This is a genomic window from Elizabethkingia argenteiflava (genome assembly GCF_009904105.1).
GTDB classification, from domain to species: Bacteria; Bacteroidota; Bacteroidia; order Flavobacteriales; family Weeksellaceae; genus Elizabethkingia; species Elizabethkingia argenteiflava.
This window is the reverse complement of record NZ_JAAABJ010000614.1, coordinates 1-19,710: the sequence shown is the minus strand read 5'-3', so window position 1 is coordinate 19,710 and position 19,710 is coordinate 1. Positions and strand designations below refer to the sequence as shown.

Sequence of the window (19,710 nt, the reverse complement as noted above, 5' to 3'; positions counted from 1 at the left end):
GATGCATTAACTCAACTGGTGCGTGGAATACTACCAATGCTTGGTCGTTTATGAATATGCCCATATTGACCTACATTAAAGAGATTTCGCCAAGATCGCTATTTATCATTGCCGGAGATTCAGTGAATATGCTTTTAAAGCAGTGGCAGAACCAAAGGAATTAATGCTTGTACCAAATGCCGTAAATGTTGATTTGTACGACAAGGTTGAGGTGATCCCTTTCAGTAAACTGGAAATATTTTTTAAAGAGTCTTTAAAACCTGTTGTGCATTTAGGAATTAAAAAAGAAAAAAGATTATTCATTTGATTAAAAAATCGCATATTTAATTGATTGCCAATATTTAAACACATAAACAATCTCATTCAAAATTACAAAATTATTTTAAAAGAATTAACCAATATCTGTACAGATATTGATTCCTCTAGGCAAATCAGGATTCCCAAATAGTCTGATCTGGAGCTTGTGGCCCTTAATATTACTGCGGAATATAGGTCTATTAACTTTGAATTACAACTATTTAGGTGTATTTCAGGAACAGATTTGGAAGATAAAATAGAAAGAAGTGTATACAATAGAAGAAAAAGAAAACTTTTCTGCTGCATAGAGAAAATAAGAGAGACCCTAAGTTGTAAATTTTCAGGTTTCACAGCTGTTTTTGTAGTGGATCCCACCCCTGTTGCAATTTGTAAAATGAGTCGGGCAAAACCTTCATTAATTTGTTCCACCGAGCCAATAAATCCCGAATTTGGATATGGTACGGCACAGAAAATAGGTTACTTTGGCTTTAAACTTCATGCAGTTTGCGATAAAAATGTCATCTTTCATTCGTTTGATTTTTCACCAGCAAATGTTCATGATGTAAATGACCTTCACGATATAAAGGAAACTTTCCAAAACTGCTTGTTAATAGGAGGCATGGCTTATATAAGCAAAACTCTTCAGGTTGATTTATTCCATCATCAGTATTTCAGTGCCTAGGCGCAAAAACCAACATCATTTTGCCCAGTTTTCAACCACAAAAGCAAAGATTAAAAAACGAATTGAAACCAATATTTCTCAACTGTGTGGACAATTTTCCATTCATATCCATTTTGCAAAAACATTTCAGGGTTTAGCCACCAGAATAGCTTCAAAAATAACTGCTTTTACCAGGATTCAATACCTTATTTTTTTTGTCTTTAACAGAAGTTTAAACAGCTTAAAAGTGAATCTGTTCTAAATGTACAACAGGTTATTTAAAGTGAAATACTAGTCTGAAACATTCTCTTTTTTAATGATTTTGCCCTTTATGTCAAAGAACTCCGTCACAAGACAAGAGTGATATGATGATAGCAAAACAAATAATATTACGCCTAACAATACAAAGGCTAGGGGGTAAAATCAAAATAAAGGTGGGGGGGGACCACCTTTACAGCTATACTTTTAGATAACAATTCGGCAAGAGCATTCCAACAAATGCTGTCCTTTAATCATTGTGCAGCTAAACAATAAGGAAAAATATTATGGTCTGCCCAACACCTACCCAAAATTGGGTAGGTTAGATGATGTGGAAAATTTGGTGTAGGCAGTAGGTTCAGGAAATGTAAGCATTAGTTTCGATAAAGAGTAGGGCCAAAATTAATTTTACAACAAGCTTGGAAAGGTAGTATAAATTACTACCTTTTTCATTTTATACCCACTATAAGAATCTTGCCAAACAATACCATTGTTTACCGCTTAATGCCCAACATTACAATATCATGATACTGCAATTTAAAAGTCACTTATAGGCATCCGAACGAACCTAAGATTTTATGCTGGACAATAACCCAGATGGTTAAAATACTGATTCTGCAAGAGTTCAATAATTGTAAAACGAATCAATAAAAAAGGACAACCTATTAATAATGATTGATAAATTATCAAGCTAAGTATTGATTTTCATATATTTATTTGACCAAACTTAATATGATGAAAATAAAAATCTTGATTAAAAAAAATATAGGGGCCATACTATTAATTTTTCCACTTTTAGTATTTTGTAAAAGCAGCCTATACACTCCGCAAACGCGAATATTAAAAACAGACACTGTTTTTCAGCCAGAATATCAAATTATAAGTGCTTACAAAAGCAATGCGACCACGATTGAAATCAAATTTTCCAATCAGCAAAAAATGTTACTCGATTTTTATGCCGATCATATATTCAGACTATTTCAGGATAATACAGGTAAAGGATTTAGGGATCCCGAAGCAAAACCTGAAGCGAAAATATTAGTTGATAAGCCCAGGAAGCCATTGGGCAAGCTTTATTTGGCTCAGGATACTGATCAATTGACTATTACAACGGACAAAATACAAGTTGTTTTTGATAAAAAGACTTCACTTTTTAAGTTGATCAACCTTCGGTCAAATGCTACAGTAGCAGAGGAAATAGAACCTTTGCATTTCGAAAAAAACAAAGTAAAGCTTAGTCTAAAAGAAGGCGCACAAGAATATTTTTATGGGGGAGGAGTTCAAAACGGCCGTTTTTCGCATAAAGGAAAAATGATTGCCATAGAAAATCAAAACAGCTGGATTGATGGAGGCGTTGCCTCTCCCGCACCTTTTTATTGGTCTTCCAAAGGATATGGTGTAATGTGGTATACCTTTAAAAAAGGGAAATACGATTTTGGAAATCAGCATAAAGGAAAAGTTTCTTTATTTCATGAAGAGAATTATATGGATGTGTTTTTCATGGTAAATGATTTACCTGTTGCTTTACTTAACGATTTCTACCAACTTACCGGAAACCCTGTACTTCTTCCCAAATTTGGTTTCTATGAAGGGCATCTCAATGCCTATAATAGAGATTATTGGAAGGAAAACCCTAAAGGAATTCTTTTTGAGGATGGAAAGTACTATAGAGAAAGTCAGAAAGATAATGGAGGAATTAAAGAATCTTTAAATGGAGAAAAAAATAATTATCAATTTTCTGCAAGAGCAGTCATTGATCGTTATAAAAAACATGATATGCCATTGGGGTGGATTCTGCCTAATGATGGTTATGGTGCTGGTTATGGCCAGGAGAATACTTTAGATGGCAACATTAGCAACCTAAATAAGTTTGGAGATTATGCTCGCGAAAACGGGGTTGAAATGGGGTTGTGGACACAATCTGATCTTCATCCCAAAAAGGATATTAGTCCATTATTGCAAAGAGATATTATTAAAGAGGTAAGAGATGCGGGGGCTCGTGTTTTGAAAACGGATGTGGCATGGGTAGGAGCAGGATATTCATTTGGATTAAACGGAATAGCAGAAGTAGCAGAGATCATGTCGAGATATGGGAACAATGCCCGACCTTTTATTATTTCATTGGATGGGTGGGCGGGTACCCAGCGCTATGCCGGAGTATGGTCGGGAGATCAAACTGGAGGAATGTGGGAATATATTCGCTTTCATATCCCTACTTATATTGGAGCTGGTCTCTCTGGTCAACCTAATATTACCTCTGATATGGATGGTATCTTTGGTGGTAAAAAACCTATTGTCAATACCCGAGATTTTCAGTGGAAAACCTTCACGCCTATGCAATTGAATATGGATGGCTGGGGTTCTAATGAAAAATATCCACACGCTATGGGCGAGCCATTTACCTCTATCAATAGAAATTATCTTAAACTAAAATCTGAACTTATCCCCTATACTTATAGCATCGCCAAAGAAGCTGTTACAGGCTTACCCATGATAAGGGCCATGTTTTTAGAAGAACGAAATCCGTATACTGAGGGAAAAAGGACGCAATATCAATTTATGTACGGTCCCAACTTTCTCGTAGCACCTATTTACCAGGAAACAAAATCCGATAAAAAGGGAAACGATATGCGTGATAATATCTATCTCCCCAAAGGACTATGGGTTGATTATCTTACAGGAGAAGAGTATGAAGGTGGGCAGATCATTAATAATATAGAGAGCCCCTTATGGAAACTTCCCATATTTGTAAAACGCGGGGCTATTATTCCAATGTATCATCCACATAATCATATTTCTGAAATCGACAAAAACCTTAGGGTTTATGAAATTTATCCCTTTGGTAAGTCTTCTTTCATAGAATATGATGATGACGGAGCCACAGAGCAGTATAAAAAGGGAAGGGGCACAACGACCCTCATAACATCCAATGTCGTTCAGGACAGAGCCCTTATTGTAGTCCATCCTACAAAAAATAATTTCACAGGTTTTATAAAAGATAAAAATACAGAATTCAGAATTAATGTTACCCAAAAGCCTAAAGAGATTATCGCTAACATCAATCAAAAGCAGGTTGTGCTTAAAGAGGTAAATTCATTAGCTGAATTTAAAACTCAGGAAAATGTATATTTCTATTACCAAAAACCTAATTTTAATAGGTTTTCAACACCGGGAAGTGCATTTGAGAGGGTGAACATTATTAAGAACCCTCAGCTATGGGTACATATTGCCCAAACCGATATTACCCAGGCAGAGATCTGCATTGAAGTAAAGGGTTTTCATTTTAAGCCTGCTCACCCTTTGAAAGTAAGTGCGGGCTATTTACATTTTCCTACTAATATTCGCGTACAAGACCAAGATAAAAAGGATTCTAGTCTGAAGATTAACTGGGATGAGGTTCAAAATGCCGATTATTATGAAATATATTTTGAGGGTCAGCTGTATTCCACGATAAAAAACACCTCATTTTTGTTGGAAGGACTGAGCCCCGAAACAGAATACACCTTTAAGATAAGGGCCGTAAATAAAGAGGGGAGTTCTGGCTGGACCACTGGGCAGGCTAAAACAAAAATAGATCCTTTAACTTTTGCAATTAGGGGAATAGATGGGGAGAGTTCTGCAGAAGCCCAGGAAGGTTTTGAGCTGTATAAACTTTTGGACGGCGAAGAAGGTTCTATGTGGCATACTCGTTATAGTTCTAAGGCAGTGGCAGTGCCCTTTGATATCGTCTTAGACCTTAAATCTATAAATCAATTGGATAAATTTCAGTTTTTACCCCGCAATGATGGTAGAAATGGTCTGATCCAAAAAGGAAGTGTAGCGTATAGTATAGATAAACAGCAGTGGATAAAGGCTGGATATTTTGAATGGAAAGATGATTTTAATCTTAAAGAATTTATATTTAAAGCCCAGCCTAAAGCTCGATATATTAAAATTCATGTAAAACAGGCTGTAGGCAACTATGGTTCGGGAAGAGAACTCTACGTTTTTAAAGTACCGGATACCGAAACTTATCTTCCCGGGGATATTAATAATGATAAATTAATCGATCGTAATGACCTTACCGCTTATCTGAATTATACGGGATTAAGAAAAGGAGATGCTGATTTTGAAGGCTATATAAGCAGGGGAGATATCAATAAAAATCATTGGATTGATGTCTACGATATTTCCGTAGTGGCAACACAGTTGGAGGGGGGAGTAAGTAAGGATGCTGTAGAAAAAATCACGGGTAAGCTCTTATTAACGACTCCTAAGGATCGCTATGCTAAAGGCGAAATGATAGAGATAACAGTGCGAGGAGAGGGACTTCGATCTGTGAATGCTTTAAGTTTTATTTTGCCTTATAATAGTTCGAAGTATGGATTCATAGGCATTAAACCCCTAAACACGTATAAAATGGAAAATTTCACTAATGATAGATTGCACTCCAATGGAGAAAAGGTACTGTATCCTACCTTTGTAAATGTAGGTGAGCAGCAATCGATAGAGGGAAGCTTGAACCTTTTTATTATTAAATTTAAAGCTAAAAAAGATTTGAATTTTGATCTCAAAATACAGCAAGGGCTCTTAGTAGATAAAGATCTACATTCTGCAGTATTTTAATCCTATTCCCTAAGAATGCTATTTTAAGGATAAAGCATATTCTATATCACAACTAATTAGTATTTTTGGAGAATTATGATTAAAGCGAGAAATATATACAAATCATATGCTTCTTTAGAAGTATTAAAAGGAGTAAATATTGACATTTTTAAAGGTGAAATTGTTTCTATTGTTGGAGAATCGGGGGCCGGTAAATCTACTTTATTACAAATTTTGGGATCCTTAGATTCGCCCTCAAATATAACAGCTAACGGAACTGAAATACGATTGAATGAAAAATCGTTTCTCGAGATGTCCGATAAAGAATTATCCAAATTCCGCAATAAAAATATAGGTTTTGTTTTTCAATTCCACCAGCTTTTACCTGAGTTTACCGCTTTGGAAAATGTTTTATTACCCGTAAGAATTGCAGATCAGCCCAGCGCTTATACTTTAGAAAAGGCGCATGAGCTTTTCGATGAATTGAAAATTGCGCACAGGCTTCACCATAAACCAAAAGAACTCTCAGGAGGAGAAGCCCAACGTGTGGCGGTAGCACGAGCTTTAATCAATGACCCTAAGATTATATTTGCAGATGAACCTACTGGAAATCTAGACTCTAAGAATGCCGATAGCCTACACCAGTTATTTTTTGACCTCCGCGACAAATACGATCAGACCTTTGTAATCGTCACCCATAACCTAGGACTTGCTGAAAGTACAGACCGTAAATTGGTAATGAAAGACGGGCAAATTGTATAAAAAGAGAGCTTATCAAGAGTCTCTTTTCAATATTTTTTGATGTAGTTCAGTAAGGAAAAAAATAAGGAGTCAGGCCAAATATGAGAGGGCGAGTCCTGATGGAGTTAGCCTGTTGAATGTATACAGATGCTGTATTTATAAAAAAATTAATATGAACCTTAAATTCCTTGCTGAAGATGAGCGTCCACGGGAGAAATTTTTATTAAAGGGAATCTCCACACTTTCGGATGCTGAACTTTTGGCCATTATTATGAGATCTGGTAGCAAGCAGGAAAGTGCTGTAGAGCTCGCGAGAAGTATATTGGCTTCCGTGCATTATAACTGGCACCAACTTAGTTTACTGAGTACTAAAGACTTAATAAAGTTTAAAGGTATTGGTGAAGCTAAAGCCATTAGTATTGCTGCAGCTTTAGAAATGGGCCGTAGAAAAGCTTTACAGGAAATACCGGAAAAACCTGTTATTAAGAATAGTAAAGATGTATTCCAAATCCTTCATCCTTACTTAGCGGATCTTCAACATGAAGAATTTTGGTGTCTTTATCTGAATCAGAGCAATAAAGTCATCCATAAAGAAAGACTTACACATGGGGGTATTAATGAGTCTATTGTAGATATCAGAATATTATACCGCATTGCCTTGGCTCATTTTGCAACCGCTGTTATTATAATCCATAATCACCCTTCAGGAAACATAAAGCCCAGTCAGCAAGATATACAGATTACCCATCGTATTAAAAAAGCAGGAGAGTTTCTTCAAGTAGAACTTTTAGATCATGTCATTATCTCTCAAAACTTTTTTTTCAGTTTTAAAGACGAAAATATTTTTTAGAATTAAGGGGCTATGATTATCATTCAACTTTCGCTAACTTGCGGGATGATTCAGCAACCTGAAAAAAGAGGTGAATAACTTTTATAAGATTATGAATAAAGAAAATAAGATTAAGACGACACCCAATCCTGAAGAGTTTTATAAAAAATTACATGGACAATTGGAAGAGTATCATAGTTTTCCAGAAGATTACACGTTTAAATTTATTATAGAGAACAATTCTAGTCTTTTAACGGATATTTACAAAGTTTTTGACGGAACTAAAAATACATTTTCCACCCGCGAAAGTTCTAATGGTAAATATATCAGCTGTACTATTGTAGCCTTCGTTCTAGATACCGACCATGTTATACGTCTTTATAAAGCAACCGCAAAAATTGAAGGAGTGATTATGTTATAAAATTGAAATTATTTCATTTCAGCATAGTTTTGAACAGTGTTGAGGATAAAATAAAAAGTACTTCCAGTACCATACTCACCCTCTCTACCCAAATTTTGCCCCCCTGAGCTTCAATAAATTCTTTACTAAACCTGTGTTGTGCATTCTTTATAATTATAGAGGTCATATTTACCAAAGTATGCTTCACTTATTTTAAATGACAACTAAAAAACCGCTGTTTCCGATACACTAAATAAGATATACAACAAAGAGCATAGAAGGGTAAAAGTACAATCGGTGAAGGCTTAAGATAAAAAAGAGAGATGAAGACTAAAAAAATTACATTTCTGTAAAGTGAATCCTTGGTGTTTACTCTTTTCCATCTCTAAGCTTAGTATCAATCTGAGGGTTTTTACAGTTTTCTGAGAATAATGATTTTTTTTAAAATATAAGTTTAAACCTTATCTTTGCACAAATTATTTTTTAATGAAATGTGGTATCGTAGGTTTACCCAACGTTGGTAAGTCAACTCTTTTTAACTGTCTAAGTAATGCTAAAGCTCAAAGTGCTAATTATCCATTCTGTACTATAGAGCCTAATGTAGGAACCGTATCTGTTCCTGATCAGCGTTTATTTGAATTAGAAAAAATAGTGAAACCGGAAAGGGTTTTACCTGCTGTTGTGGAAATTGTAGATATTGCAGGCTTGGTAAAAGGCGCCAGCAAAGGGGAAGGCTTGGGCAATCAATTCTTAGCGAATATTCGTGAATGTGAAGCCATTATTCACGTGTTGAGGTGTTTTGAAAACGATAATATTACCCATGTTGAAGGTAGTGTAGACCCTCTCAGAGATAAGGATATTATTGATATAGAACTTCAATTAAAAGATCTTGAAACTTTATCTAAAGCTATAGAAAAAGCAAAGAAACTCACCAAATCGGGGAAAAAGGATGATGTCTTAGCCTACGACACTTTAGTCACACTTTCGGAGTTTTTGGAAAGCGGCAGAAATGCAAGAGAGTTTCAGGCAAATGACTTTCAATCCAGCGTAATTGCTGAAATCCAGCTTCTCACCAACAAACCTGTGCTTTACGTATGTAATGTAGATGAAGACTCCGTTAAAAATGGAAATGCATGGATAGAGAAAATTCAGGCGATGGCCCAGAGTGAAAAGGCAGAAATTATCGTATTAGCTGCTCAGATAGAGGCTGATATTAACGAACTTGAAACTTTTGAAGAGCGGCAGATCTTTTTAGAAGAATTGGGACTGGAAGAGCCTGGAGTAAATCGTTTAATCCGAACCGCATATCAATTGTTAAGCCTTCAAACTTACTTTACTGCGGGGGTAAAAGAGGTGAGAGCCTGGACTATTGGGAAAGGTTGGACAGCCCCACAAGCGGCAGGTGTCATCCATTCGGACTTTGAAAAAGGTTTCATCAGGGCCGAAGTGATCAAATATGAAGATTATATCCACTATGGTTCAGAAGCCAAGATTAAAGAAGCAGGAAAGCTGGGGGTAGAAGGAAAAGAGTATATTGTTCAGGATGGAGACATTATGCATTTTAGGTTTAATGTATAAAAAAATAAAGCAATAAATAAAAAAGCTTCCCAATAGGAAGCTTTTTTTATGGATTTTTCTTTATTTTTATCTTAGCTATAAATAGCCAAAAATCATAAAAAATGATTATTTTTGTCATTATTACAATTTAAGAATGTCTGAAAACACTAGTGTTAACTATTCCGAAGATAATATCCGTTCCCTTGAATGGCAGGAACACGTAAGGTTACGTCCTGGGATGTACATAGGAAAACTGGGAGATGGATCTTCCGCCGACGATGGTATCTACATTCTCCTAAAAGAGATTCTCGATAATTCGATTGATGAGTTTGCGATGAATGCTGGCAAAAAAATCGAAATAAAACTGGATGAGGGTAAAGCCATTATCCGGGATTACGGTCGTGGTATACCCTTGGGGAAAGTAGTCGATGCGGTATCCAAAATGAATACGGGTGGAAAATACGACTCCAAAGCGTTTAAAAAATCTGTAGGATTAAACGGAGTAGGTAGTAAAGCGGTTAACGCTTTGTCTTCTTTTTTTAACGTTAAATCCGTAAGAGAAGGTAAAACCAAAGTGGCCGAATTTAGTAGGGGACTTCTCGTAAAGGAATATCCCGAAATGGAAACCAAAGAGAGAAACGGTACTGAAATCACTTTTATACCAGACGATACCATATTTGCCAACTACCGTTTTAGAAAAGAATACATCGAAAAGATGCTTAAAAACTATTCCTATCTAAATCCGGGTTTAAAAATCGTATTCAACGGACAGGTTTTTCTTTCGGAAAACGGACTTAAAGACCTTCTCCAAGATGAAATTGATGGAGAAATTCTTTATCCTATCATTCATCTAAAAGATAATGATATTGAGGTAGCCATTACCCATTCTGATAAATCGCAGTCCGAAACTTACTTTTCATTTGTGAACGGGCAGAATACCACTCAGGGCGGTACGCACCTGAATGCTTTTCGGGAAGCATTTGTAAAAACTATTCGGGAATTTTACAATAAAAACTATGAAGCGGCCGATGTTAGAAAATCTATTATTGCTGCCATTTCGATAAAAGTAGAAGAGCCTGTTTTTGAATCCCAAACTAAAACCAAACTCGGAAGTAATGAGATGGGACCAGGCCAGGTAACAGTACGAACTTTTGTAAATGATTTTCTTAAGAATAAACTGGACAATTATCTGCATAAAGAACCCGAGACAGCAGAAGCGCTGCTCAAAAAAATCATCGTTTCTGAACGGGAGAGAAAAGAGCTTTCGGGGATACAGAAATTAGCCCGTGAGCGTGCTAAAAAGGTATCCCTTCACAATAAAAAACTTAGAGATTGCCGGCAGCACTATAACGATCAGAAAGCGTCTCGGAAATCTGAAACTATGATTTTTATTACTGAGGGTGATTCCGCTTCCGGATCCATTACCAAGAGTCGAGATGTAGAAACCCAGGCCGTATTTAGTTTAAAAGGAAAACCCCTGAACTGCTATGGCCTGACCAAAAAAGTAGTCTATGAAAATGAAGAGTTTAATCTATTGCAGGCGGCTCTTAATATCGAAGAAAGCCTAGAAGACCTTCGCTATAATCAGGTCATTATTGCCACAGATGCCGATGTAGATGGAATGCATATTCGCTTATTAATGATTACCTTTTTTCTTCAGTTTTTTCCAGAAGTTATTAAAAATGGGCACTTATATATCTTACAAACCCCCCTATTTAGGGTAAGGAACAAAAAAGAAACCCGTTACTGTTATTCTGAGGCAGAGCGGATAAAAGCTTTAAATGAATTGGGAAAAAATCCAGAGATCACCCGATTTAAAGGACTAGGGGAAATCTCTCCTGATGAATTTAAACATTTTATTGGAAAAGATATTCGTTTAGAACCTGTCGTTATAGGGAAGGACACTACAATCGGACAGCTTCTCGAATTTTATATGGGAAAAAATACTCCCGACAGACAAAATTTTATTTTGGAAAACCTGGTGGTAGAAAATTCTGATCTGGATAAAAAAGAAGAAGCTCTGGAAGAAGCGCTTAACGTAGGATAGTCCCCCGCATTTTTAAATTTTAATAAAAACAGAAAACTGCACCCCTTATAATTAATGGAAGAAAACAGCTTAAATCACGCAGAAGAATCCTTAAAAAAAGTTTCAGGTCTCTATCAAGATTGGTTTTTGGATTATGCATCTTATGTTATCCTCGATCGCGCCATTCCATCAGTATATGATGGGTTGAAACCTGTACAGCGCAGAATTATGCATTCCATGCGCGAGTTAGAAGATGGACGCTATAATAAAGTCGCCAATATTGTGGGAAATACCATGAAGTATCATCCCCATGGAGATGCTTCTATCACAGATGCCATGGTACAAATTGGTCAAAAAGAACTTCTCATTGATACCCAAGGAAACTGGGGGAATATTTTCACAGGAGATAGTGCAGCAGCGGCGCGTTATATAGAAGCCAGATTAACCGCTTTCGCGCTAGAAGTAGTCTTTAATCCTAAAACTACAAAATGGGTGAAATCCTATGATGGAAGAAATAATGAACCGATAGATCTTCCGGTAAAATTTCCTCTCCTGTTAGCACAGGGGGTAGAGGGCATAGGAGTGGGGCTTTCCACAAAAATTTTACCCCATAACTTCAACGAACTCATCAATGCCTCAATTGCTTATCTTAAAAAGAAGCCTTTTCAGCTGTATCCGGATTTTCTGACCCAAGGTCTGTTAGATGTATCCGAATATAATGATGGTCAGCGTGGGGGAAAAGTCAGGGCCAGAGCCCGGATTGGTCAGAAGGACAAGCATACGCTGGTCATCACAGAGCTCCCTTTTTCAAAAAACACCGGCGAACTCATCGACAGTATTATTAAAGCCAATGAAAAGGGTAAGATCAAAATAAAAAAAATAGAGGACAACACCTCGGATAAAGTAGAAATTCTGATACACCTTCATCCTGATGTATCTCCTGATAAAACTACGGATGCCCTGTATGCATTTACAGATTGTCAGGTAACGATCTCGCCAAATGCCTGCGTGATTGTAGGAGATCGGCCCATGTTCCTTAATGTATCGGAGATTCTCAGAATGAATACCGATCATACGGTATATTTACTGAAAACCGAACTCGAAATAGAGCTTAATGAACTACAAGAAAACTGGCATTTCGCCTCTTTAGAAAGGATTTTTATCGAAAAACGCATTTATCGTAAGATTGAAGAGAAAGAGACTTGGGAAGAGGTTATTGTAGCTATAGATCAGGGGCTTAAGCCTTATACAAAAAATCTTTTACGGGCTGTAACACAAGAAGACATTCTAAAGCTTACCGAAATTCGTATTAAAAGGATTTCCCGCTTCGACTTGAATAAAGCACAAGAGAATATTGAAGCTTTAGAAACTAAAATGGAGCAAGTAAAACACAACCTTACCCATCTTATACCTTATGCCATTACGTACTACCAGAATATTCAGAAAAAATATGGCAAAACAAAGGAGAGACGTACGGAATTGAGAATTTTCGATACCATAGATGCTACTAAGGTAGCAGTGGCGAATGTTAAATTCTATGCTAATTTAGTAGAGGGTTTTATCGGAACTTCCTTAAAAAAAGATGAATTCCTTTTCGAGTGTTCGGATATAGATGATATCATCATTTTCCGAAAAGACGGAAGCATGATGGTAACCAAAGCAGAACCAAAAACATTTGTAGGTAAAAATATTATTCACGTAGGCGTTTGGAAGAAAAATGATAAGCGCACTATTTACAACATGATTTACAGAGAGGGCAAAGAAGGACCTTATTATATGAAGCGTTTTTTTGTTACGGGGGTGATCCGAAATAATGAATATCACCTGGCTTCGGATAAAAAAGGATCTGAAGTACTTTATTTTTCGGCAAACGCTAATGGAGAAGCCGAGGTGGTAAACGTAGTGTTAAAACCAAGTGCCAGAATACGTAAAAATAAATTGGATGTCGATTTCTCTGAACTGGGCATTAAAGGAAGGGATTCCAAAGGCAATCTCGTCACCAAATATCCAATTAAGAAAATAGAGCTCAAAGAAGAAGGCGTTTCTACATTGGCACCTCGAAAAATATGGTTTGATGAAGCCGTTCGCAGACTGAATGCCGATGCAAGGGGAAGTTTTTTAGGAACCTTCAAAGGAGAGGACAAAATTTTATTGGTAACCCCTAAAGGAGAGGCCCGTTTGGTTAATTTTGATCTATCGAACCGATTTGACGATGAATATATTATACTCGAAAAATGGAGGCCTCATCAGCCCATCGCTTGTATTTATTATGATGGCGAAAAAGAGCGCTATTTTCTAAAACGTTTTCTAATGGAAAATACTACCAATCCACAGTTATTTTTTCCGGCAGAACACCCCAAATCTTTTATAGAGTGGGTGGGCACGGGTAAAAATACCACGGCCACTCTTATTTTCAGTAAAGAAAAGGGGAAAGATAAAGAGCCTGAGACTCTATCTGTAGACGAATTTATTAGTGTAAAAGGTATTAAAGCATTGGGCAATCAACTATCAAAAGATAAAATTCGCAGTATAAATATCAGTATTCCGGAACCTGAGGAAGAAGAACATAGTGAAAAAGAAGAGCACAATGAGAACTTTGATGATGAGGGCACTATAGGAAACCTTTTTGAATAATATTAAGCCATGTTCTCCAAGCAAGAAGCAGCACAGTTGAAGGTGGAATTTTGGACGGCTTTCGGCAAATCATTCCCCAGGAAGTGGATACTCTACGACACAAAGGTTAAAGATTTTTCTTTCAAATTCTATGCAGATAATAAAAAGGCAGAAGTTTCCCTCAATATAGAAATGAAAGATGATCTTTTGAGACAGGCCTATTTTGAAAAAATTCAGGCACTGGAAAATTTTTTAAAACAAGATTATCTTCCCGACGCTGTTATGGAAGCCCAATATTTTTTGGAAAATGGAAAGGTTATCAGTAGGATTTGGGTACAAAAAGTGCATATTAGTATTTTCAACAAAAATTCATGGCAGGAAATTTTTGAATTTTTTGTCCAAAAAATGGAGGCTTTTGAAAAATTTTATCAAGAATTTGAAGCTTTTATAAAAGATATCTGAAATATATATTCTCATTAAGAGTCATAGAATTAATTCATTAGGTATTTTGTCGCTTTTTAAAACTATAATAAATAACTTGAAAGTCTAAAAATAAAGATGAAAAAGTCCAAAATACTATACCCATCCTCATCGGAAAAGTGTCCACCAATATGGATTTTTCACCTACTATTTAGTAAATAGACTGCTATTCTGCTAAAAATATAAAAAATATAAATCTATGTATAAGCAAAGTATGATCTCAGCACATCAAAGGATTAAACCCTATATTCATAATACTCCAGTTTTCACATCAAAGTCTATCGATAAAATAACAGGAGCCCATCTTTTCTTTAAATGTGAAAATTTTCAAAAAACAGGCTCCAGGGTAAAATTATCGAATGAGAGCCCACACTTAAGGCGAGAGAGAATATGGCACAGCATATTGGAGAGACCCAAGGTGCTACATTTATCCACCCTTCGAATGAATTGGATGTGATACTGGGACAGGGAACAGCAGCCAAAGAACTATTGGAGGAATATCCAGATTTAGATTATATTTTTACTCCAGTTGGTGGGGGAGGTCTTATCGCTGGAACAGCAATTTCGGCACAGCATTTTGGACAATCGTGTCAGGTAATAGGGGGTGAACCATTTCAAGCAGACGATGCCTATCGTACATTAAAGAGTGGCGTTATTGAAACAAATTTGGAAACCAATACGATAGCTGATGGTTTAAAAACACAATTGGGAACTATAAATTTACCCATTATTCAAAAAGGTGTAGAAAAAATAATAAGAGTAGAGGAACATGAAATCATTTGTGCTATGCAATTAATTTGGGAACGTTTAAAAATAGTTTGCGAGCCCTCATCTGCTGTAGCATTAGCAGCCTTTTTAAGGGAAAGAAATTCATTTGTAAATAAAAAGCTTGGAATTATTATTTCGGGAGGGAATGTTGACTTTTGCAAGCTCCCTTTTTAGAAAAATATTCTAACCCGCTAAAAAATAAAAGAGCTACAATATCAACAAGTGATTTCTTTATTATCAGGAGAAGCTGTAACAACTTACACCAGACTTTAGAGTCCTACATCTCAATATCATGTTTTATATTTGCTGTTCTTTTGGCAAAAAATTAAATACAAAGGATTTGATAAACCATTGAACACTAATGCTTATCCTATTGGACACGATTTATGATGTTTTTTTATAGATATTTGCAAAAAAATAAAGATTTTTAAATTTAAAAAAAAATGTCTGAAACTCTCCAACATAGCTTTCTCCATAAAATTATAGATAAGCTACTCGGACAAAAGAAACCGCTACATGAATGTACCTTAGTTCTGCCAGGTAAGCGCCCGGTAGTTTTTATCAAAAAAATTCTTCTCGACAAAAAATATGAAGGTATACTGCCTAAATTTCAAACCATAGATGAACTGATTAGTGACATTTCAGGATTACAACAAATTTCAGGCATTTCGCTCTGGCTCTTCGCATTTGAAGTTTTTCGAAAAATAGATGCCACAGAAGATTTACAATCCTTTTTAAAATGGTTTCCCACACTTTTAAAAGATTGGGATGATATGTTGAAGTTTTCTAAAAGCGACACACAGGTTTTGGATTTTATGTTTTCGGATGAGCGAATTAAGAATTGGGGGGAGCTATTGGGAGAAGAAAAACCGCATCGGCGTAATCTGAACTTTTGGAAAAAAATGAAAGTTTTTCTGCCTGCTCTTAAGAAGAAATTACTCCAAGAGGATCTTGCTACTCCGGGAATGATACATGAAAACTTAAAAATGAGAGTGGAGAACTTTACACAAAATACTTCTGACCGATTTCTTTTCTGTGGCTTTAATGCTTTTACTCCCATAGAGCAAAAATTGGTAAAAAACCTTTTACAATGGGATAAAGCAGAATGTTTCTTCCAAGCAGATGAATATTATATAGACGACAAACGTCAGGAGGCCGGAAAATTTCTGCGAGAATATATCCATTGGAAAGAATTTAATGAATCCAGACCCTTCAACTGGATAGAAAATCATTTTTCTGAACCCAAGAATATTCAGGTCTTTGAAGTGGCAGGAAATATTGCCCAAACCAAACTACTCCCTCATATCTTAGAGCAGTTAAAAACTGAAAATTCAGAATTGAGCAATACGGCAATTGTATTGTTGGATGAAAATCTCCTGCCCCCCACTTTAGAAAGCCTACAGCATTTGGTGAAAAGTCTCAATATCACCATGGGGTTTCCTCTAAAAAATCTATCTTTTAGCGTGGCGATGAAGAAGTTGTTCCATCTGCAGAAACAATTGGCTAAAAAAGACTCTGCTTATTACTATGGGGATATACTTCCTCTTTTAGAAGAACTACCTGCACACACCCAAGATACACCTATTATCCAGGCTTTCCTAGAACAGCTTGAAGAGAGAAATCTGATCTATATTTCCAAAAAACTATTTTATGAACTCCTAAGCAAAATATCTTATTTCTCTATCTTAATAAAACCCGTTGATTATTATACCTATCTTAGTCTTTTAATTGAATTCTGCGAAACTTGTAAGCGGCGACAAATTAGCGATATCGATTTTGAAAATATTTCCCGTTTTGAAAAAGCATTTATAAGTTTGAAAAATCAATTATCCCAATATGATTTTCTGCTCGATATTACTGCTTTGGAGGTGTTGGTAAACCAAATGGTGAGTACGGATACCATAGACTTTGAGGGAGAACCACTCTCGGGGCTCCAGTTGATGGGACTGCTAGAAACCCGTCTGCTCAATTTCGAAAATGTGATTATGCTTTCGGTGAACGAGGGAAAACTACCTCTAGGGAGAACTTACAATACCTATCTTCCGTTTGATGTACGCCGAGATTTTGGTATGAATACCTTTTTAGAAAACGATTCTATCTATGCTTATCATTTTTATCGCCTTATTCAAGAAGCCCGGAATGTATATCTGCTTTTTAATGGTCTGACCAGTGGCCTGAACATAGGAGAAAAAAGTCGTTTCATTACCCAAATTGAAATGGAAAGTAAGCACCCCCTTCAAAATTTTGTAATGGATAGTGCTTCTACACCTCTTAATCAGCAGCTTATACAGATCCGAAAAACAGCTCAGGTAATGGAAAAACTGGAAGAGTGGAAACACAAGATATCGCCTTCTCACCTTAATACCTACCTGTATAATCCCCTCGATTTCTATTTAAATCAAATTCTCAATACACGTCTGCCTGAAGAGTTAGAGGAAGAGATTTCCGTTCGTAATTTTGGTAATTTAGTGCACTATACTTTGGAGCATCTCTATCAGTCATTACTTCATAAAAAATTAAGTAAAGCCGATCTTCAAAAAACGAAAGAGAGGGTAGAGGAAGCTTTGGAATATATTATTACTGAAAAATTAAAGCATTCCTCCGATTATTACAAAAGAGGAATGAATTATATCCATAAATCGGTAGCTGCCAGGACACTACACCGTATTATTGAGAAAGACTTAAACGATGTAGAAAAAGGAGCCGAATTAGAAATAATAGCTTTAGAACAAAATATTTGTGCCGATTTTTATCTGGAGAATACATTACACCCAAAAGTGCATTTTAATGGATTTGTGGATCGAATTGATCGCCTGAATGGTCACCTGCGAATTATTGACTATAAAAGTGCTAAAGCGGGGGGACTACAGATAAAACCCAACCCTAAAAAAGAAGACGAAGAATTCCTCTTTGATAAAAAATATAAGCAAGAGGTTCAGTTGGTTATTTATGCCCATTGCGCACTACACTCGGGTCTTTTTGCGGATCACCAAGTTCAATGTGGTATATGGAGCTTTGTAAGTCCTGAGCAGGGGCCTAAAATGCTCAGTATTTTAGGAAATGAATTCATAGATAAAAGCCATTTAGCACTACCCATGAAATCCGTAAAATCCATTATTTTAGAGATTCTGAATGCCGATATAGATTTTATAGAAACCCCGCCCAATCCATCTGTGATTTAACTAAAAAGATAGAGTCATTTTTTTCTTTTTTTAGCGAAGTCTTTGATTTGTAAAATACAATATATTAGGGGCTTGAGTACTCCCGTACCATTGATTGCGGAATGATACATGGCAAGCCTCCTTAATTTAATACCGATCAGCTACCTCAGATACTTTTATCAGGATATTTAAAGACCATCGGCTTCAAAAAATATTCATCTATGAAAGGAAAACAAATAACATAAGATAATATGTATAGCCAAGATGGCTTTATATTTTTAGTTTTTCCAGTTTAAATATTTAATTTTAATGAATATTTTTGGAAATAGAAGAATAGTAAGATATTAAAAACCAGCTTTACGCATCTTCGCCTTTATTTTTAATAAATGAGCCAACAAATATGCTATTGATATGGAGGGGGCATATTTTTTGCTTATTTAAACAAAACTTTATTTTATGAGAAAAAGTATTTTAGCATTTGCTTTTGGTACAGCAATATTATTTACCACAGTATCGTGTGATCGGAATAACGATACACAAATTCAAAATGACCAAGACACAGTTGCTTTGGTGACAGAAATCAATGTTACTTTTCGAAAGCAAAACTATTATGCACAATATGAAGATTTTAAACATAACATTAACAAAGCAGACAACGTATTAATATATAGACTAGATGGAATTGCAAATGGAAAAAATGTTTGGCATTTTATTCCTCGAACATATTATGTATCGAATGCAGATAATACTGCTCAAAAAGAAATTGATTTCAATTATGATTTTAGCATAAGTGGTGTTACGTTTACTATTGGTGGTACTTTCAATAAAATTAACCCAGAAAATTATGTAGTTCCATATTTAAATAATCAGAGATTTAGAGCTGTTATTATACCGGGTAATATGGCTGCAAAAACGAGTAAAAGCTATAATAAAGGAGGTCTAAGCAGCTTACCTGTAAATTATCAAGACTATAATGCTGTAGCCAAGTATTACAATATTAAAGAATCAGATGTGAAAATGTTGAAATAGCTTATAGTCACGATCTTAAAATTAGTATTATAATTGAATACTTAATTTACAATGAACTTGTTTAAACTATTAGTTTTCTGCGGAATAAAATAACAAAAGCAATATAACGCAAAGAATTCCATGTTATTACAGAAGTTTCAAATCGTATTAATAATGATTTGAAACTATCCAACCAAGCACCAAGCATTTGCTTTCTCTATATTGAACCTTCGTTTATATAATTCTTCATCAAAACAATAATAATTCTTGGCTGTTTTATTATTCCTGAGATGGGTTTTAATATTGGCGATTATTTTTTCTTTTTCT

12 protein-coding genes and 1 pseudogene are annotated in these 19,710 nt (G+C 35.7%); all 13 read left to right on the top strand.

What is annotated here, in order from left to right; all coding sequences use genetic code 11:
* Positions 1-142: 142 nt before the first annotated feature.
* The 13 genes and pseudogenes from GNY06_RS13820 (at position 143) to GNY06_RS10505 (ending at position 19,404) form a co-directional block, all read left to right on the top strand.
* A complete protein-coding gene (locus GNY06_RS13820; RefSeq protein WP_212995112.1) occupies positions 143-307 on the top strand; it encodes a hypothetical protein in 165 nt (54 codons plus the stop codon).
* A 42-nt stretch (positions 308-349) separates the two neighbouring features.
* Positions 350-1,220, top strand: a pseudogene (locus GNY06_RS15780) (IS982 family transposase).
* Positions 1,221-1,948: 728 nt separating this feature from the next.
* Positions 1,949-5,821, top strand: a complete 3,873-nt coding sequence (locus GNY06_RS10555; RefSeq protein WP_244614414.1) for a TIM-barrel domain-containing protein — start codon at positions 1,949-1,951, stop codon at positions 5,819-5,821.
* 75 nt (positions 5,822-5,896) lie between these two features.
* Positions 5,897-6,562, top strand: coding sequence for an ABC transporter ATP-binding protein (locus GNY06_RS10550; protein ID WP_166520038.1), 666 nt, complete (start codon positions 5,897-5,899; stop codon positions 6,560-6,562).
* Between the two features lie 151 nt (positions 6,563-6,713).
* Entirely contained in the window at positions 6,714-7,391 is a 678-nt protein-coding gene (gene radC, locus GNY06_RS10545) for a RadC family protein (protein WP_166520037.1), read from the top strand.
* A 91-nt stretch (positions 7,392-7,482) separates the two neighbouring features.
* Positions 7,483-7,791, top strand: a complete 309-nt coding sequence (locus tag GNY06_RS10540; protein ID WP_166520036.1) for a DUF493 domain-containing protein — start codon at positions 7,483-7,485, stop codon at positions 7,789-7,791.
* 465 nt (positions 7,792-8,256) lie between these two features.
* Positions 8,257-9,348, top strand: coding sequence for a redox-regulated ATPase YchF (gene ychF, locus GNY06_RS10535; protein WP_166520035.1), 1,092 nt, complete (start codon positions 8,257-8,259; stop codon positions 9,346-9,348).
* Between the two features lie 133 nt (positions 9,349-9,481).
* Complete coding sequence (locus GNY06_RS10530) at positions 9,482-11,374, top strand: DNA topoisomerase IV subunit B (protein ID WP_166520034.1); 1,893 nt, start codon at positions 9,482-9,484, stop codon at positions 11,372-11,374.
* 54 nt (positions 11,375-11,428) lie between these two features.
* Positions 11,429-13,987, top strand: a complete 2,559-nt coding sequence (locus GNY06_RS10525; protein ID WP_166520033.1) for a DNA gyrase/topoisomerase IV subunit A — start codon at positions 11,429-11,431, stop codon at positions 13,985-13,987.
* Positions 13,988-13,996: 9 nt separating this feature from the next.
* On the top strand, positions 13,997-14,428 hold the full coding sequence (locus GNY06_RS10520) for a DUF4268 domain-containing protein (RefSeq protein WP_166520032.1): 432 nt from the start codon (positions 13,997-13,999) through the stop codon (positions 14,426-14,428).
* A gap of 408 nt (positions 14,429-14,836) precedes the next feature.
* Positions 14,837-15,388: a threonine ammonia-lyase gene (locus GNY06_RS10515; protein WP_394350841.1), complete on the top strand. Its 552-nt coding sequence runs from the start codon at positions 14,837-14,839 to the stop codon at positions 15,386-15,388.
* 269 nt (positions 15,389-15,657) lie between these two features.
* Entirely contained in the window at positions 15,658-18,396 is a 2,739-nt protein-coding gene (locus GNY06_RS10510) for a PD-(D/E)XK nuclease family protein (protein WP_166520031.1), read from the top strand.
* Between the two features lie 435 nt (positions 18,397-18,831).
* Entirely contained in the window at positions 18,832-19,404 is a 573-nt protein-coding gene (locus GNY06_RS10505) for a hypothetical protein (RefSeq protein WP_166520030.1), read from the top strand.
* Positions 19,405-19,710 lie beyond the last annotated feature (306 nt).

Coding starts and splice junctions, on each gene's coding strand:
- GNY06_RS10555 (WP_244614414.1), top strand. CDS start 1,949: ATGATGAAAATAAAAATCTTGATTAAAAAAAATATAGGGGCCATACTA.
- GNY06_RS10550 (WP_166520038.1), top strand. CDS start 5,897: ATGATTAAAGCGAGAAATATATACAAATCATATGCTTCTTTAGAAGTA.
- radC (WP_166520037.1), top strand. CDS start 6,714: ATGAACCTTAAATTCCTTGCTGAAGATGAGCGTCCACGGGAGAAATTT.
- GNY06_RS10540 (WP_166520036.1), top strand. CDS start 7,483: ATGAATAAAGAAAATAAGATTAAGACGACACCCAATCCTGAAGAGTTT.
- ychF (WP_166520035.1), top strand. CDS start 8,257: ATGAAATGTGGTATCGTAGGTTTACCCAACGTTGGTAAGTCAACTCTT.
- GNY06_RS10530 (WP_166520034.1), top strand. CDS start 9,482: ATGTCTGAAAACACTAGTGTTAACTATTCCGAAGATAATATCCGTTCC.
- GNY06_RS10525 (WP_166520033.1), top strand. CDS start 11,429: ATGGAAGAAAACAGCTTAAATCACGCAGAAGAATCCTTAAAAAAAGTT.
- GNY06_RS10520 (WP_166520032.1), top strand. CDS start 13,997: ATGTTCTCCAAGCAAGAAGCAGCACAGTTGAAGGTGGAATTTTGGACG.
- GNY06_RS10515 (WP_394350841.1), top strand. CDS start 14,837: ATGGCACAGCATATTGGAGAGACCCAAGGTGCTACATTTATCCACCCT.
- GNY06_RS10510 (WP_166520031.1), top strand. CDS start 15,658: ATGTCTGAAACTCTCCAACATAGCTTTCTCCATAAAATTATAGATAAG.
- GNY06_RS10505 (WP_166520030.1), top strand. CDS start 18,832: ATGAGAAAAAGTATTTTAGCATTTGCTTTTGGTACAGCAATATTATTT.